At 63.5% G+C, this 16151-nt stretch carries 15 protein-coding genes; 9 read left to right on the top strand and 6 right to left on the bottom strand.

Annotated elements, in window-relative coordinates; translation table 11 throughout:
• The first annotated feature begins 164 nt into the window (after positions 1-164).
• The 4 genes from ACFT1A_RS08445 (at position 165) to purM (ending at position 3501) form a co-directional block, all read left to right on the top strand.
• Positions 165-773, top strand: a complete 609-nt coding sequence (locus ACFT1A_RS08445; protein WP_378446957.1) for an AIM24 family protein — start codon at positions 165-167, stop codon at positions 771-773.
• A gap of 3 nt (positions 774-776) precedes the next feature.
• A complete protein-coding gene (locus ACFT1A_RS08440; protein WP_003939918.1) occupies positions 777-1454 on the top strand; it encodes an AIM24 family protein in 678 nt (225 codons plus the stop codon).
• A gap of 13 nt (positions 1455-1467) precedes the next feature.
• Positions 1468-2214 carry an AIM24 family protein gene (locus tag ACFT1A_RS08435; RefSeq protein ID WP_003939813.1) on the top strand — a complete coding sequence of 249 codons (747 nt, stop codon included), beginning with the start codon at positions 1468-1470 and terminating at the stop codon, positions 2212-2214.
• Positions 2215-2421: 207 nt separating this feature from the next.
• Positions 2422-3501 carry a phosphoribosylformylglycinamidine cyclo-ligase gene (purM, locus tag ACFT1A_RS08430; RefSeq protein ID WP_003940225.1) on the top strand — a complete coding sequence of 360 codons (1080 nt, stop codon included), beginning with the start codon at positions 2422-2424 and terminating at the stop codon, positions 3499-3501.
• A 149-nt stretch (positions 3502-3650) separates the two neighbouring features.
• Here purM and ACFT1A_RS08425 read toward each other — a convergent pair whose 3' ends face one another.
• The 4 genes from ACFT1A_RS08425 to ACFT1A_RS08410 all read right to left on the bottom strand — a co-directional run bounded on the left by ACFT1A_RS08425 (position 3651) and on the right by ACFT1A_RS08410 (position 6793).
• On the bottom strand, positions 3651-3854 hold the full coding sequence (locus ACFT1A_RS08425) for a DUF3073 domain-containing protein (RefSeq protein WP_003940337.1): 204 nt from the start codon (positions 3852-3854) through the stop codon (positions 3651-3653).
• Between the two features lie 202 nt (positions 3855-4056).
• Positions 4057-5010 (bottom strand): asparaginase, encoded by a 954-nt coding sequence (locus ACFT1A_RS08420; RefSeq protein WP_003940365.1) that lies wholly within the window; start codon positions 5008-5010, stop codon positions 4057-4059.
• A complete protein-coding gene (locus ACFT1A_RS08415; protein WP_378446596.1) occupies positions 5007-5675 on the bottom strand; it encodes an MOSC domain-containing protein in 669 nt (222 codons plus the stop codon). Before ACFT1A_RS08415 ends, ACFT1A_RS08420 begins: the two co-directional genes overlap by 4 nt.
• Positions 5672-6793, bottom strand: coding sequence for a YgfZ/GcvT domain-containing protein (locus tag ACFT1A_RS08410; protein ID WP_378446595.1), 1122 nt, complete (start codon positions 6791-6793; stop codon positions 5672-5674). Before ACFT1A_RS08410 ends, ACFT1A_RS08415 begins: the two co-directional genes overlap by 4 nt.
• Before the next feature lie 79 nt (positions 6794-6872).
• On the opposite strand from ACFT1A_RS08410, the gene ACFT1A_RS08405 reads away from it, so the two are divergent.
• The 5 genes from ACFT1A_RS08405 to cydC all read left to right on the top strand — a co-directional run bounded on the left by ACFT1A_RS08405 (position 6873) and on the right by cydC (position 13868).
• Positions 6873-7736 (top strand): aminodeoxychorismate lyase, encoded by an 864-nt coding sequence (locus ACFT1A_RS08405; protein ID WP_378446594.1) that lies wholly within the window; start codon positions 6873-6875, stop codon positions 7734-7736.
• A 154-nt stretch (positions 7737-7890) separates the two neighbouring features.
• Positions 7891-9390 carry a cytochrome ubiquinol oxidase subunit I gene (locus ACFT1A_RS08400; protein ID WP_020970618.1) on the top strand — a complete coding sequence of 500 codons (1500 nt, stop codon included), beginning with the start codon at positions 7891-7893 and terminating at the stop codon, positions 9388-9390.
• Between the two features lie 9 nt (positions 9391-9399).
• Complete coding sequence (gene cydB / locus ACFT1A_RS08395) at positions 9400-10443, top strand: cytochrome d ubiquinol oxidase subunit II (protein WP_003939727.1); 1044 nt, start codon at positions 9400-9402, stop codon at positions 10441-10443.
• A 58-nt stretch (positions 10444-10501) separates the two neighbouring features.
• Complete coding sequence (gene cydD / locus ACFT1A_RS08390; RefSeq protein ID WP_378446593.1) at positions 10502-12190, top strand: thiol reductant ABC exporter subunit CydD; 1689 nt, start codon at positions 10502-10504, stop codon at positions 12188-12190.
• On the top strand, positions 12180-13868 hold the full coding sequence (gene cydC, locus ACFT1A_RS08385) for a thiol reductant ABC exporter subunit CydC (RefSeq protein ID WP_378446592.1): 1689 nt from the start codon (positions 12180-12182) through the stop codon (positions 13866-13868). Before cydD ends, cydC begins: the two co-directional genes overlap by 11 nt.
• Before the next feature lie 233 nt (positions 13869-14101).
• On the opposite strand, the gene ACFT1A_RS08380 is transcribed toward cydC, so the two are convergent.
• On the bottom strand, positions 14102-15142 hold the full coding sequence (locus ACFT1A_RS08380; RefSeq protein ID WP_378446591.1) for a type IV toxin-antitoxin system AbiEi family antitoxin domain-containing protein: 1041 nt from the start codon (positions 15140-15142) through the stop codon (positions 14102-14104).
• 143 nt (positions 15143-15285) lie between these two features.
• Positions 15286-15924, bottom strand: a complete 639-nt coding sequence (locus ACFT1A_RS08375; RefSeq protein WP_214884598.1) for an FABP family protein — start codon at positions 15922-15924, stop codon at positions 15286-15288.
• Positions 15925-16151 lie beyond the last annotated feature (227 nt).

Below are 16151 nucleotides of genomic sequence, written 5' to 3'. Positions count from 1 at the left end.
CCTGAAATTCGACAGCCGAGAATCTGCCGTCCACAGCATGTGGGCGGCAGATTTTCTGTTCACGACTTTCTGTTCACGACTTTCTGTTCCACGACGCGATCTGTTCCACGACACGGCATCCGTCGTGAGCATCTGGCATAGTGCCCTCCGTGGCGCAACTGAGAATGGATGGGCACCGGGTACTGGTCGCAGACCTGGTGGGGGACACCATCAAAGCGATCAACGGCTCGATGGTGGCGTACGAGGGTGCGATCACCTTCAAGAACGCCGGTATGGGCGGTGGTGGCGGGCTGCGTGCCGCGCTGAAACAGAAGGCGGCAGGTGAATCACTGTCCCTGATGGAAGTCAGCGGTCAAGGCACCGTCTACTTCGCGGTCGACGCCCAGGACATCACGATCATCGAGCTCGACAACGACGCTTTGCACGTCGAAGCCTCACAATTGCTCGCATTGGTCGGGCAGCTGCGAACCGACGTGAAATTTGCCGGTCTCCGCGGCGCAGGTTCAGGACAGGGCTTGTTCACGACGGTCGTCAGCGGCAGTGGTCTGGTGGCCGTGCTGTCGAAGGGTGGACCGATCATCGCGCTCGAAGTCAGCCCGCAGTATCCGCTGGTTGCCGATCCCGACGCCTTCGTCGCTCACCGCGGTCAGCTGAACCAGAGCTTCGTCACCGACGTGACCTGGCGCTCCGCGATCGGCGGTGGCAGCGGTGAAGCGTTCTCGCTGCGATTCGACGGATCCGGTGTCGTCTACATCCAGCCCGAGGAGCGCTGAGCCATGCCGTTGGAATTGGTGAACAGCAAGGTCGTCAAGTCGACTCTCGCACCGGGACAGAACGTGCTCGCCCGCACCGGGTCGATGCTCTACTACACCGGCGATGTCCGTTTCATCCCGCACAGCATGGGCGGTGGCCCCGGCGCCATGCCGAACATGGGCGGTATCGCCGGGATGGCCGGCCGCATGATGTCCGGCGAGCACGCACGCATGATGGCCGCCGAGGGAAACGGTGAGGTCTTCTACGGGCACGCCGGTCTTTACGTCGAGGTCATCCACCTCGACGGTTCGTCGATGCTCACGGTCGAAGCCGACCGGCTCCTCGCACACGACGGTTACCTGCAGAGTTCGATAGTTGCTCTCACGTCGCAGGGCGGTGTGCGCGGAGCGGTACGTGGCGCTATGACCGGTCAAGGACTGTTCACGACGCAGTTGCACGGACAGGGAAGCGTCGCGGTTCTCTCGCACGGGGGCGCGATTCCGTTGCAGGTCGGTCCGAACAATCCTCAGGTCGTCGTCGACCCGCAGGCGTACGTGTGCCACATCGGTCAGATCAACGTCGACATCTCCGCGAACGTCGGCTGGCGCGAGGCCGTCGGCAAGGGCTCGGGGGAGTCCATCCAGCTGAAGATGACCGGCGCCGGCACCGTCTGGGTCCAGGCGTCCGAGCAGAAGTTCTGAGAGGGCACAGAGCATGGGTATCGAAATTCACAATCCGGCAACTCTGCCCGCCAACGACAACGTCCCGGGCAACGATTACGCCTTCTGCGTCGAGATGGCCGGGCAGCCGTGGTTCACGTCCAAGGGCGCGATGATCGCGTACTACGGAAACATCAACTTCGAGCCGCTCGGACGCACGAGTATGACGGCGATCGTCGCGGCCAGGTTCTCTTCGCCGCTCTACGCGGACGACTGGGTGCTCGCTCAGGGGCAGGGCAAGTTGATCCTCGGCGACCGCGGATTCAACATCAATTCCTACGACCTCGACGACGGCAACCTCACGATTCGCGCGGCCAATCTCCTCGCCTTCGAGACGAGCCTGGACCTCAAACAGTCCATCGTCCCAGGCTTTTTGACGCTGCTGGGGACGGGCAAGTTCCTGGCGTCGTCCAACGGGCCGGTCATGTTCGCGGAGCCGCCGCTGCGTATCGACCCGCAGGCGTTGGTGGGTTGGGCTGACTGCCCGTCACCGTCCCACCACTTCGACGCCGACTGGATGCAGAGCTTCCTGGGCGCGGTTCGCGGAAGCATGTTCGGCGCGAACACCGGCGAAGAACGCCAGTTCGATTTCACCGGAGCCGGGACGGTACTGATCCAGTCGAGCGAGAAGGTCGTCCACGACGGACACCTCCTCAAACACATCGAATCCGAGACCGTCGCACTCGGGCAGAACAGTCTGCGCGCACTGCACGCCTCGATCGGCGCGCGGCTGCAGAACTGACGTCTCGGGGTACGCGAGGTCTCACCGAGGGGGCCGGTCCGGTAGCGTATGGGCGTAATCGTCGGTATTTGTGTGCGCGCTCTGGGTCTCGAGTCGAACGATCCATCTCGCGTCACGAGGATTGCAAACACTTCACATTGCAAGACCACTTACCTGTGCACGAGCAATACGTGCTCGCGAGAAATACAAGGCTGGAGTAGTAACCCGATGACCGAGGACAGTCACCGCACCGCAGGCGCCTCCTACGCGGCAGCAGGAGTCGATATCGCCGCAGGCGACCGGGCGGTGGAACTCTTCGCCCCTCTGGCCAAGAAGGCCAGCCGCCCCGAGGTCATGGGTGGCCTCGGTGGTTTCGCCGGCTTGTTCTCCCTCAAGGGTGACTACAAGGAGCCGCTGCTCGCCGCATCGACCGACGGCGTCGGAACCAAGCTCGCTGTCGCCCAGGCGATGGACAAGCACGACACGGTCGGACTCGACCTCGTCGCCATGGTTGTCGACGACCTCGTCGTCTGTGGCGCTGAGCCGCTGTTCCTCCAGGACTACATCGCCGTCGGCCGGGTCATCCCCGAGCGTGTCGCGGAATTGGTCAGCGGTATCGCCGAGGGCTGCATCCAGGCCGGCTGCGCTCTCCTCGGTGGCGAGACCGCCGAGCACCCCGGCATCATGGCCGACGGTGACTACGACCTCTCCGCCACCGGCGTCGGTGTCGTCGAGGCCGAGAAGCTGCTCGGACCGGACCGCGTTCGCCCCGGCGACGTCGTCATCGCCATGGGTTCGTCGGGACTGCACTCCAACGGTTACTCGCTGGCTCGCAAGGTCCTGCTCGAGATCGACCGGATGAACCTGAGCGCACACGTCGACGAGTTCGGCCGCACGCTCGGTGAGGAACTGCTCGAGCCCACCAAGATCTACGCCAAGGACTGCCTGGCACTCGCTGCCGAGACCGACGTGCGCACCTTCTGCCACGTCACCGGTGGCGGCCTCGCCAACAACCTCGCGCGCGTCATGCCCAAGGGCCTGGTCGCCGAACTCGATCGCGGAACCTGGAGCCCCGCTCCGGTCTTCGCCATGATCGCGCAGCGCGGACGCGTCGAGCGCGCCGAGATGGAGCAGACCTTCAACATGGGCGTCGGCATGGTCGCCGTCGTCGCGCCCGAGGACGTCGACCGCGCGCTGGCCGTCCTCACCGCACGCCACATCGACTGCTGGACGCTCGGGAGCGTCAAGAAGGCGTCGGACGCCGCTGCAGAGCGTGCGTTCCTGGCCGGAGACCACCCGCGCTTCTGAACCGCAACGTCAACTGCCCCATCGGAGAGATCCGGTGGGGCAGTTTTTGTTTCCGCACAAGCAGGCGCGAGGCAGAAAATGGAACGCAAAAATGAGGAAGAGCGATCAGCTCTTCCTCATTTCACAGTCTGCGCGGTGGCAGTGCGCGGTCAACGCCGCCAGTCGTCGTAGTCGTCCTCTCGCGCATGCCCTTCCCTATCGGAAGTCTGGTCCGATCGGACACTGCTCCGATGCGAGTTGGTCGATCCACCTGCGAGCTCTCTTTGCAGGCTGTCGAAATCCGTGGTCGGTACGCTGTATTTCAATTCGCGTGCAACCTTGGTCTGCTTTGCCTTAGCCCGGCCGCGGCCCATGGCTGACCCCCTCGCGCTTTCGCGGGGCGGCCTGGGGAATTTGGCGGCCCCGTTTGAGTGTGTAAGTTTCCTGACACACACTCTAGCGTGGAAAAGTCGCTTCCGCTTCCACGAAGGCCTCACCGCCGTGTCTGATTGCTCTCACTATGGCCGCGAGCTGCCAGGATGCTGAAAGAACTCGTCAGAACTTTGTGAGAACTGCTCAGAAGTTTCCCGGAATTGCGCGAATCGTCCCCACTCGGGCGTCGCCGCCGAAGACCGGAGCCGACGCGAGAGCCGCCAATTCCTCGGTCCACTCCGTGTTCATCCGCTTGAGCAGAGCTGCCGCCAAGGGCAGGAGCGCTCGCTCGTGACCGTCGTCGATCTTGAGGGCGAAAGCGGAACCGTCGGGAAGCGCTCCGGCATAGATGCCGTCGTATCCGGTCTTGGAGAACAGACCCGGCACTGCGGACATCAGGCGCTGATCGTTGCGGCCCGTGCCCGAAACGAGGAAGGGGTTCTCGCGGACCGCGTCGGCCACCGCTCGTTCGGGGGAGTCGGGCTCAGCCGAGGGCAGGCGTCCGAATGCCCGAGCCAGGTTCGTGAGCGAGAGCGGCACGATCGGGAGACCACAACCGTCGATGCCGAGTTCCTGTTCTTCCTCACCACTGAGATCGAAGATCGTCTCCTGGATCGCGAGCTGCAGGGGATGGGTCGGCTCCATGTACGTCTCGAGCGGCCAGTCGTTCACGACGCACGTCGCGAGCATCGCGGAGTGCTTGCCCGAGCAGGTCATGTAGATGGGGCTGGGAAGCTCACCCGCGGCGATCAGTTCGGCTCGGGCCAGTTCGTTGCCCGGGAGGTCGGACGGGCACTGCAATTGGTCGACACCGAGTTGATAGCGAGCGAGAAGCGCGGCGACCAGTTCGATGTGATCGGCCTCGCCTGCGTGTGAGGACGACGCGACGGCCAACTCTTCCGGGCTGGTGGGTGCAAAGCCGTTACGAAGCGCAGCGACGGCCTGCAGCGGCTTGTTCGCGGAGCGGGGGTAGATAGGTGTGTGAATTTCCCCGAGTCCGACAACGACCTCGCCGTCGGCGCCGAGAATGACGGCCGATCCGCGGTGCACGCATTCGCGGAATCCGGAGCGGACTACTTCCACCAATTCGATACTCACGAGTGCACCTGCGCTTCTGCTTGTTCGATGAACCTCTGGACACGCGCGGTGACGTTCGGTGCAAGATCGGTGTGTTCTGCGAGTAGCCGTCGAAGCCGCTCAGGGTCCGTTCCGGCGAAGACCTCGCGAACAGTCACTCCGTGATCCGGGACGTGGACTCGGGTGACCGAGTCTCCCGCGGCGATCGTGCCGGTCCGGTTGACGCGAAGATAGGCGCCGACGTCGGTCCGCTCGGTGAATCGCTTGACCCAGCCCTTCTCCGCGGCCCAGATGCCGAAGGTGCCACACGGGACGCGGGGAGCGGTCACTTCGAGTTCGAGAACGTCCGACGCCTCGGCTCCGGTGATGTGCCAACGCTCGCCGATCACGGCGTCCGTGACAAGCATCCCGCTGATGTGGAGATTCTCGCCGAACCATCCGGGGCCGAGAGGTCGGCCCAATTCGTCCGACCAACGCTGGGCTTCGTCGCGCTGATAGGCGTAGACAGCTTGGAAGGCGCCGCCGTGGAACTCGGTGTCACAGACGTAGTCGCCGCCGAGTCCGAGTCGGCCGACAGCGACGCGGCCGTCGACGGGACGCTTGTCGATCGCGGTTCGCGGGACGCGCCTGACGCCACTGTCACGTTCGGTGTGGAGGACGCAGACCGCGTCGACGGTGCCCGTCACTTTCCGCGCAATCGGTTGACAGCCTCACGTCCGGCCTGGGGTGCGTCGTCCGCGACGATCGAGTCCGGGTCGATGGACGCGGCGCTGGGGCCGGCCATGAGTTCGGTGTCGACCGGAATGTTGCGCTTGATCAGAGCGAGCGCGATAGGGCCGAGTTCGTGATGATTGACCACGGTGCCGACGCGTCCGACGGCTCGTCCGCCCGCGGTGATCGGGTCACCCGGTTCCGGGACGGCTTCGGCGCTGCCGTCGAGGTGCAACATGACGAGATGGCGAGGCGGCTTGCCGAGATTGTGAACCCGGGCGACGGTTTCCTGACCGCGGTAGCAGCCCTTGTCGAGGTGGACGGCGCCGTGCTCGGCCGGCCCGCCGATCCAGTGGACCTCGTGCGGGATCGTCCGCTCGTCGGTGTCCAGTCCGAGGCGTGGCCTCGTCGCTTCGACGCGCAGTGCCTCGAAGGCCCAACTTCCGGCGGGCTTCGCGCCGGCATCGGTCAGCTTGGTCCACCACGCCGCCAATTGCTCACGTGGGACGAGGAGATCGAAAGAGTTCTCGGTGGGCCACGGCATGCGGCGGACAAATCCGCCGTCGGCCAAGGCGAGAGCGTCGTAGGCCTCGGTGGGTGCCTGAACCTCGAGTGCGGCGAGGACAGTTGACGCTTCGGGTCCGATCAGGCTCAGGACCGCGAGTTCGTTGCCGTCTCGGGGCTCGGCCTTGGACCAGAACACCATCTTCTTCAAGAAGGAGAGGAGGTCCGGTCCGCGGTCGGCCTCGGTGTCGATCCAGGTGACACCTGCCAAGTCTGTCTGCACGAAGTGGTGCTCGACGCGTCCGTTGACGTCCAGGCTCAGATTTTCGGCGCTCTTGCCGTCGGGGAGCGCGGAGATGTGCTGGCTCGAGATCGTGTGCAACCAGGTGAGGCGTTCGTCGCCGGGAATGGCGATCACGAATCTGTGACTGCGGTCGACCACCACTGCTGCGCGCTGCGCGGTTCGCTGTTCACCGAGGGGATCGCCGTAGTGCCATGCGACACCGATGTCGGCCGAACCGTCCGGTGCGGTGACCGCGCCGGGGGAAGTCAGAAGTGGGCTGTTGGGCACAAGAGCGTTGTCGACCACAAGACCAGTCTAGGAGTGTGGGCGGGATCGCGGTTACAGGGCGGCCCCGGCGGCTTGGCGGATCGTTAGGGTTGATGGCATGCCTGATCGCGTATTGGTGACTCTCGACCATGAGGTGCTCGATGCTGACGCACCGTTTCTGCACGCCGACGACCTGGCGGTGGTGCGCGGCGACGGAGTCTTCGAGACGCTGTTGGTGCGCGACGGTAGGGCGCGGGTGGTCGAGGGACATCTGAGTCGACTGGTTCTGAGCGCGCGGGCGCTGGGTCTGCCCGCCCCCGTTCTCGATGACTGGCGTCTGGCGATCGAGATGGCAGCCGAGGAGTGGGGGACAGAGAAGGAAGGCGCTCTTCGTCTTGTTCTGACCCGCGGCCGTGAGAGCGGTGACAAGCCGACAGCCTTCGTGATGGTCGGCCCGGTGGCTGATCGGGTCAGGCAGGTCCGTGAATCGGGGCTGTCGGTGATGACTCTCGAGCGAGGTTTCTCCGTCGATCTCTCCGCCCGGGCACCCTGGCAACTACTGGGCGCGAAGACGTTGTCCTACGCAACCAACATGGCAGCGCTTCGATATGCGGCGAATTTGGGTGCTGACGATGTGATCTTCGTCAGTTCCGAGGGCAATGTGTTGGAGGGACCACGCTCGACGGTGGTGATCGTTCGGGACAGGACTTTGATCACACCTCCTCCCGCACAGGGCATTTTGATGGGTACGACGCAGCGTGCCCTGTTCGACGTTGCCGGCAGTGCGCGCTTCGATTGCCGATACGAAACCCTCCGACCTGCGGATTTGATTGCGGCCGACGGAGTGTGGCTGGTTTCGAGCGTCACGTTGGCCGCGCGTGTCCATACACTCGACGGGCTCGCATTGCCAGAGCCGAAGGTCTCCGAGGAATTCGCGGAATTGGTTGAACGTGCAATTGATTCGGATTCAGCAGGGCGATAGGCGAATAGGAATCGCGACAGGTCTCTACTACATTTGGTAGTAGCAAAGTCCTGCGGTCCAAACCGGACAGCAGTACCGTGTCCGCAGGGGCCGAGCGACTGCCCGCGTCTCGAACCCCGAAGCCTGTCCCAGGGCCCTACTCTCGGAGTAGCCAATGGATACTTTGGACGTCTCCAGGTGGCAGTTCGGTATCACTACCGTCTACCACTTCATCCTTGTTCCGCTGACCATCGGACTTGCACCGATGATCGCGATCATGCAGACGATGTGGGTGGTCACCAAAAAGGACCACTGGTATCGGCTCACCAAGTTTTTCGGCAAGCTTTTCCTCATCAACTTCGCACTCGGTGTAGCCACCGGCATCGTGCAGGAGTTCCAGTTCGGCATGAACTGGAGCGAGTACTCGCGATTCGTCGGTGACGTCTTCGGAGCTCCACTCGCGTTGGAAGGCCTTGTCGCCTTCTTCATGGAGTCCGTCTTCATCGGACTCTGGATCTTCGGTTGGGGCAGGCTGCCCAAACTTGTACACCTGGCATGTATTTGGCTCGTGGCGATCGGCGTCAACGCGTCGGCGTTCTTCATCATCGCGGCCAACTCGTTCATGCAGCATCCGGTCGGTGCGACGTACAACCCTGAAACCGGTCGTGCCGAGCTCACCAGCATCTGGGAGTTGTTGACCAACAACACCGCTCTCGCTGCCTTCCCGCACGCGGTTGCCGGCGCCTTCCTGACGGCGGCGACGTTTGTAGCCGGCATCAGTGGTTGGTGGATGGTGCGGAACATGCGCCGCGCCAAGCAGGCTGAGGCCGCCGAAGCCGAACGTCTCGAAACCGATGCACGAACGATGTACCGCCCGGCAACACGATTCGCCTTGCTCGTCATGATCGTGGCCGGAATCGGCATCATCTACACCGGTGACGTCCAAGGCAAGCTCATGTTCCAGCAGCAGCCCATGAAGATGGCGTCGGCGGAATCGCTGTGCGACACCGAGATGGATCCGGATTTCTCGATTCTCACTATCGGCACTCACAACAACTGTGACAGCGTGACGCACGTTCTGAAGGTGCCGTTCGTTCTTCCATGGTTGGCCGAGGGCAAGTTCACCGGCGTCGAACTGCAAGGCGTGAACCAACTGCAGGAGCAGGCAGAGCAAGACTTCGGACCGGGCAACTACCGACCGAATCTCTTTGTCACGTACTGGTCTTTCCGCGCCATGATCGGCCTCGCCGCCGGTTCGGCAGCACTGGCTCTCGCGGGACTGTGGGTCACTCGTAAGGGGCGGGTCCCGGACCAGAAGTGGTTCGGAATCCTCAGCCTCGTCGCGATTCCCACTCCGTTCATGGCGAACAGCGCCGGCTGGATCTTCACCGAGATGGGCCGTCAGCCCTGGGTGGTGCATCCCAACCCGACCGGCGTCGACATGATCAGACTGACTGTCGACCAAGGTGTTTCGGACCACGCATCGGCGACCGTCTGGGCTTCGCTGATCACCTTCACCCTCCTGTACGGAGCGCTGGGTGTCGTCTGGTTCAAGCTGATCGTGCGATACGCCAAGGAAGGCCCGTTGGAGCACGACATGCATCCGCCGGGCGATACAGATCATGACGAGCCGGAAGATCCGGACAAGCCCAAACAACTGTCGTTCGCGTACTAGGAGGCGATCATGGGACTTCAAGAAGTATGGTTCGTGCTCGTCGCAGTACTGTTCATCGGTTACTTCGTCCTCGAAGGGTTCGACTTCGGTGTCGGAATGCTCATGCCGATCGTCGGCAGAGGCAGTGACCTCCCGGCCGATACGCGTCGACGGGTGGCGCTCAACACGATCGGCCCGGTGTGGGACGGCAACGAAGTGTGGCTGATCACGGCCGGTGGCGCGATGTTCGCGGCATTCCCGGAGTGGTACGCGACGTTGTTCTCCGGGTTCTATCTACCGCTGCTGATCATCCTGGTGGCCTTGATCGTTCGGATCTGCGCCATCGAATGGCGGAGCAAGATCGACGACGACAAATGGCGTCAGCGTTGCGACTGGGGCATCATCTTCGGCTCCTGGGTCCCGGCAGTTCTCTGGGGCGTGGCTTTCGCGAACATCGTTCGGGGCGTGGCGATCAACGCCGACAAGCAGGTCGAGTCGGGATTCTTCGATCTGCTCAATCCTTACGCACTGCTCGGCGGTCTGACCACCGCGCTGGTGTTCGCTCTCCACGGCGCTGTGTTCCTGGCGCTCAAGAGTGCCGACGAGGTTCGTGAAGATGCCGTGAAAATTGCTGCACGACTGGCAATTCCAGCCATTCCTGTCGCCGGCGGATTCGTTTTGTGGACGCAACTCGCCTACGGCAAGGGGTGGACGTGGATTCTGGTAGCCGCCGCTGCTGCTGCACTGATCGGCGTCGTCTTCCTGACGCGGGCCGAGCGCGAAGGCTGGGCCTTCGTTCTCACCTGTGTGGCCGTCATCGCCACTGTCGTGCTGCTGTTCGCCTCGCTGTTCCCGAACGTCATGCCGTCGACGCTTGATCCGGCGTACAGCCTGACCATCGAGAACGCGTCGTCGAGTCCGTACACGCTCAAGGTGATGACGTGGGCCGCGGCATTCATGACGCCGGTGGTGATCATCTACCAGGGTTGGACGTACTGGGTGTTCCGTCAACGCATCTCCTCCAAGCAGATTCCGGCGTCGATCGGCCTGCGATTCAAGGAGAAGACGTGGTAGTGGCAAACCCGCAATCACACAAGATTCGAATCACGAAAGAACTGACGGTCGAATTCACGTGACTATCGAAGTAGGCGACGCTCCCACCACTCGGGAGCGTCGCCGGGGGCCGATCGACCCGCGGCTGTGGCGACATTCCGCTTCTGCGCGCGGCTATCTGATCCTGACTGTTGCTCTGTCGATGGTGAACGTCGTGATGGTCATCGTCGCGGCGCTCATGATCGGCCGGGTGCTGGCCGGAGTGATCACCACTCGAACTGTGGATGTTTCTTCGTGGACAACCGAATTGGTTGTTCTAGGCGCAGCTGTGGCGGTCCGAGTTCTGGGGACTTGGCTGCAGACCAGGTATGCGCACCGGGCGTCGACTCGCGTGGTTGCCGAGATCAAGAACGGCGTGCTGACGTCGGCGACGGCGATGAGCCCTCGCGATCTCGATCCTCGGCGTGACGAGATCGCGACCGTGGTCACCCGAGGTGTCGACGGTCTTGGCCCGTACCTGACGGGATACCTTCCGGCTCTGGTCTTGTCGGTGACGCTGACACCCATCACCCTGATAGTCATTGCGGTGCAGGACATGACGTCTGCGGTCATCATCTTCGTGACGCTGCCGCTGATCCCCATCTTCATGATTCTGATCGGCTTGCTGACAAAGGGTAAGTCGGAGAAGACGCTGGCAGCGATGACCACGTTGTCTTCGCAACTGCTCGATCTGCTTGCCGGTTTGCCGACGCTTCGGGCGCTCGGTCGTCAGCAAGGTCCTGCCGAGCGCGTCCGTGAACTCGGTGACGCTCATCGGCGAACGACGATGTCCGCCCTCCGCGTCGCGTTCCTGTCCTCGATGGTGTTGGAACTGCTCGCAACACTCTGCGTTGCATTGGTGGCCGTGAGCATCGGCCTGCGACTGGTGTACGGGGACATGACACTCGAGCCGGGGATAGTCGCGTTGATCCTCGCGCCCGAGGTATACCTGCCGCTCCGAATGGTGGGAACCCAGTTCCATGCCGCCGAGGACGGAATGGCCGCAGCCGACAAGGCATTCGAGGTTATCGAGGCCGATTCTGCCGCGCCGGAGGGTGGTAGCACGACGGTAGTCGCTCGCGGCGCCGACATCGTCTTCGACGGCCTCGGCGTGGCCTCTCGTGGGGGAGTCGCGCCGTCTCGACTTTCTGCCGTTGCGTCGCCAGGGAAGATCACCGTGCTCACCGGTCCCAACGGTTCCGGCAAGTCGACGGCAGTGCACGCGCTACTCGGGCTGATCGAACCGAGCAGTGGGCGCGTGACGGTCGCCGGCGTCGATGTCCGAGACCTGGACGAGCACGCGTGGTGGAGTCAGTTGGCCTGGCTACCGCAACATCCGGTCCTCCTGCCCGGCACCATTCGCGAGAACCTCGATCTCACCGGGGCTGTCGAGTCGCAGGCATTGGCTCGAGCTGCGGCCGCGACGGGATTCGACGCGGTACTGGCTGAGCTGCCTGCGGGCGCCGAGACCGTGATCGGCGTCGGCGGCACTGGTCTGTCGTTGGGGCAGCGGCAGCGCCTGGCCCTGACACGCGTGCTTGCCTCGGACCGCGCGGTTCTTGTCCTGGACGAACCCACCGCTCACCTCGACTCCGATTCGGAAGGGACAGTGTTGGCTTCTCTGAGAGCACGAGCGGAGCGCGGCGACACCGTGGTCGTGATCGGCCACCGTCCGAGTGTGCTCGCCGCGGCTGACCGGATCGTCGAGGTGCGCGCTCATGAGAAGTGATACTCACGATCCGCTTCTGCGTGCTCTGCGGCTACTGGAACTTCGGCCACGACGCGTACTGACGGCGGTAGCGGCGGGCGTCGCCACACTCGGCAGCGCCCTCGCCTTGGCCGCGCTGTCTGCGTGGTTGATCACGCGGGCCTGGGAGATGCCTCCCGTTCTCGACCTCAGCGTTGCGGTGGTTGCCGTACGCGCATTGGGAATCTCGCGTGGTGTCTTCCGCTATCTCGAGCGATTGACCACCCACGACGTCGCGTTGCGCGGCACCACCGCAGCGCGGTCGAGGATCTACCAGCAGTTGGCAGCGGGAGATCCCGCGGCCGCCGCCGGACTACGACGCGGTGACCTGCTCTCACGTACCGGCGCCGATGTGGACGCGCTGGGCGACGTCGTCGTCAAAGCACTGATCCCGATTGCGGTTTCGGTTGTCCTCGCGTTCGCTGCGGTGGGAATCTTGTTGTTCATCTCCGTTCCGGCCGCGCTCATTCTGGCTGTTGCGCTGGCAGTGTCCGGGATCGCGGCACCCTGGCTGTCGGCTCGTGCTGCTCGACTCGCCGAGGCCGACAGTTCTGCTGCCGCAGCTCGATTCAGTGAGTCTGCGGTGACGGCCCTCGACCATTCCGCCGAGCTCCGGGTATCGGGCCGCTTGGATCAGGCGGTGAGCGAGGCAGTCTCCGCCGAGAACGAGGTGGTCGACGCGACCGATCGTGCGGCGGTACCGAGTGCCTTTGCCGCCGCCGCGACGCCTCTCGCAATCGGCGTGAGCGTCCTCGGGGCTCTACTGATCGGAATCGCGCTCTACGGAACCACCGACATGTCACCGATGTCCATGGGAATCCTTGTACTGCTTCCCTTGTCGGCTTTCGAGGGAACCGCGATACTGCCCAGCGCAGCGGTGGCGTTGACCAAGGCGCGGCTGGCGTCGGCGCGCATCATGGCGGTTCTCGATCGAGCGGACGAGGAACACGTCGAAGGTGACCGTGCGTGGCCGGAGGACGGGGTCCTGAGTGTGCACGCGTTGCGGGCGGGTTGGCCCGGGGGGAAGGTGACCGAACCGCTGTCGGTGGATCTTCCTCGCGGTGCTCGTGTTGCCGTCGTCGGCGAGAGTGGATCGGGAAAGACCACTGCGCTGATGACGATGGCGGGACTGCTGCCGCCCGTCGCGGGAACAGTTCGTGTTGACTCGGTGGACGTTTCGGATATCGATCCGGCCGAGCTGCGTCGGCACGTGGGGTACTTCGCCGAGGACGCACACCTCTTCGAGACGTCGGTACTCGAGAACCTGCGCGTCGCACGCGGTGACCTCACCGTCGAGGACGCGGAGAAAGCACTTGCCGCAGTCGGTCTCGGCGATTGGCTGGCGGAACTGCCGGACGGGCTCGACACCTACCTGGTCGGCGGTATGCGAGCGGTTTCGGGCGGTGAGCGTCGTCGGTTGCTGTTGGCACGCGCGATCGTCTCGCCCGCGGAGGTACTGCTGCTCGACGAGCCGACCGAACACATGGACGCGGAGGCAGGCGCTCAGTTGCTTCGCGAGTTGCTCGATCGCGACGGAATGCTGGTCGATTCTTCGCGAACGGTTGTTGTCGTCACCCACCAACTTCCGGCCGGTACTGGAGCTGACCAGGTGATATGCGTCGGAAAAGTTTCTGTGGAAAATACGTTGCCGTCATCGTGAAGTGGGCGTACTTTCTCCAGTACACAAGGAAGGAGGTGGTCTGAAATTGAAGTACAGACGGACGCGTGAGGTGGCTGCCAGCTAGCCGCAATCGCTGACGGAATTCACTTACCGCGCGAGCGGCCGGCGAATCCCAGGCAGCCACCCGACCCCCGAGCCCCCGATCAGTCCGACCGGGACCCCCGCGAAAGCGAGGGTGTGGCTCGGGGGTCGCTTCGTGCTGTGCGCCTTTGTTAACCCCCGGCGGTTAATAAAGGCGCACAGCGTGGACAAGGATTAGGCCCCCACCATCCACCGCGCTCGAGGATCGCTCTGACCTCGGCTGCAGTTCGGCACGAGGCTCCCTCCACCTCTTCCCAACCGAAGACCAGTGTGGCGTTGCCTGACAGTTCGGATGCGTTTCCTCGCCGACGATCACGCAGTGCAGTCGCCCGAGAAGAGTGGAAGGCAAATCCGTCGAGTCGAACGATCAGTGCGACACCGCAATTGCGGTAGTCGACGTCCTCGTAGAGAGTTCTCCCATCAACGAGGACCGGCGATTGCCGTCTCGCCTCCGGCAAACCGTGTGCGCGCTCGACTTCGATTGCGTAGCGATGTTCGAGTACTGACTGGACGCCGCGATCCAGGAGGTCCAGTGTCGAGGACAGCGCTTTGACATATCGCCGCGGCCGGCGGCACTCCATTCGGGTGCGTAGTGCCATCTGTGACACCTTGCACGCCGTGGCCGAGCGGACCAGAGAACGAGCGGCGTCACGAGCTGACGGCTCTGCCACCGCCAGGTCAATTGCGGTGTCGGCCAGCGACGTACGAGCAGGCTGAGTGGCTACCCCGATATGGGCTTGAGCGCGTGAACGATGAACGATCACTCCGGGATGGGCAGTGGACCACCCCAACGGAACGGGGCGCGTCGGGGAGCGTTCAGGTCTGAACGTCGGATTCTGACAGCGCGAGGATCGTCCGTATCGGACCGTGATGTGGACCGGCAGTTCGGACTCGATGTGCGTGAGTCCCCACTCTTCGGCAGCAGTCCGATGACTCAGATAAGTTTCACCGCCGCCGAACAGAAGTGCAGCTTCGAGAATCATTGCTCGGTTGAGTGGGCCGTTGGTAGTGGATTGAACACCGTGGAGGACGGTTGTCCATTGACCCGATTCGACCAGATGCTGGATGCGCCGCGGCGAATAGCCGAAAGGGCGCAGTTGTTTGTTGGTCGCGAGTCCGTGTTGGAAGTCGAAGAGTCTTCGGAGATCAGGATCGATGTAGTCGCAGCTCATGCGAATACCGTGGGATCGCAGTCCGACAGGAATCGGCCGAAGATGCCGCCGGAAGCCCGCCTGTGGAATTTGGCGGTGCTTGTGGATGAATCTGCTGTGCGCCTTTATTAACCGCCGGGGGTTAATAAAGGCGCACAGCAGGACTAACCGATGTAGCGCGTCAGTCGCGCCGAGAGACGCGGTTCCAGGCCACCGTCAGACATGATCCGCTCTTCGACGTACGCGAGGTCGCCGCCTTCAACGATGCCGTACAGGCGCTTCGCGCCGCCGTACAGTGCACCGGACTGGCTGCGGATCACCACGTCGGTGGCAAGTTCCCACGACGCCTGGGTCAGTGCACGACCGTAGTACATTTCGACGACGCCGGAGCTGTGGCTGAGCAGGAGTTCGACGACTTCCTGGTTGACGCTGCCGGGGATGCCGTCGCCGCCCATGCGCCAGTAACCGCTCTCACGCAGATCGGGGCTCACGTACTCGCCCTCGGCGTCGAGACGCCAGGACCGGGACTCCCAATTGAGGTAGGGGCCACCGTCGTGAGAGATGACGATCTGCTGACCGAAGGCGTAGTCGCCGGTCTCGTCGTGCCCTTCGCCTTCGCCGCGCCAGACGCCGACGAGGGGGAGTAGTGCGAGGAGTTCGGGATTGATGTCCGGGCCGAGGCGCAGGTTTGCGGTGTCCTCGGGCAGCGGAAGGTCCGGCAGGGTCGGAATGTTGAGTGACGCCGTCGACTTGGAGCGCTCGACGGCGATGGCGACAGCTTCGTCCCCGCTGCCGCGCCTCACGGCACCTGCAGCGGCGGAATCGTCAGCGGTCGCGTCGGACCCTGAATCCGGAGCCTGGCTCACGACTCGTCGGTGACCAAGCGGTACACGACGTACACGGAGAACCAAGCGATCATGACGGATGCGAGTGCGAGGAGTACCTCGAAGAAAATGACCACGGGTACATCTTAGACCGCGGCGACCGACCGGAAAAATCGGGCGCCGGAATGCAGAAGGCCCCGCACCGA

The organism is Rhodococcus sp. NPDC057135 (genome assembly GCF_042670865.1).
Taxonomy (GTDB): Bacteria; Actinomycetota; Actinomycetes; order Mycobacteriales; family Mycobacteriaceae; genus Rhodococcus_F.
Note: the sequence above shows the minus strand (reverse complement) of the source record. Positions and strands in the feature narration are given on the sequence as shown.

What these genes read in the sequence shown, in the direction of transcription:
- ACFT1A_RS08445 (WP_378446957.1), top strand. Translation starts at nt 165, where the DNA reads ATGGATGGGCACCGGGTACTGGTCGCAGACCTGGTGGGGGACACCATC.
- ACFT1A_RS08440 (WP_003939918.1), top strand. Translation starts at nt 777, where the DNA reads ATGCCGTTGGAATTGGTGAACAGCAAGGTCGTCAAGTCGACTCTCGCA.
- ACFT1A_RS08435 (WP_003939813.1), top strand. Translation starts at nt 1,468, where the DNA reads ATGGGTATCGAAATTCACAATCCGGCAACTCTGCCCGCCAACGACAAC.
- purM (WP_003940225.1), top strand. Translation starts at nt 2,422, where the DNA reads ATGACCGAGGACAGTCACCGCACCGCAGGCGCCTCCTACGCGGCAGCA.
- ACFT1A_RS08425 (WP_003940337.1), bottom strand. Translation starts at nt 3,854, where the DNA reads ATGGGCCGCGGCCGGGCTAAGGCAAAGCAGACCAAGGTTGCACGCGAA.
- ACFT1A_RS08405 (WP_378446594.1), top strand. Translation starts at nt 6,873, where the DNA reads ATGCCTGATCGCGTATTGGTGACTCTCGACCATGAGGTGCTCGATGCT.
- ACFT1A_RS08400 (WP_020970618.1), top strand. Translation starts at nt 7,891, where the DNA reads ATGGATACTTTGGACGTCTCCAGGTGGCAGTTCGGTATCACTACCGTC.
- cydB (WP_003939727.1), top strand. Translation starts at nt 9,400, where the DNA reads ATGGGACTTCAAGAAGTATGGTTCGTGCTCGTCGCAGTACTGTTCATC.
- cydC (WP_378446592.1), top strand. Translation starts at nt 12,180, where the DNA reads ATGAGAAGTGATACTCACGATCCGCTTCTGCGTGCTCTGCGGCTACTG.
- ACFT1A_RS08380 (WP_378446591.1), bottom strand. Translation starts at nt 15,142, where the DNA reads ATGAGCTGCGACTACATCGATCCTGATCTCCGAAGACTCTTCGACTTC.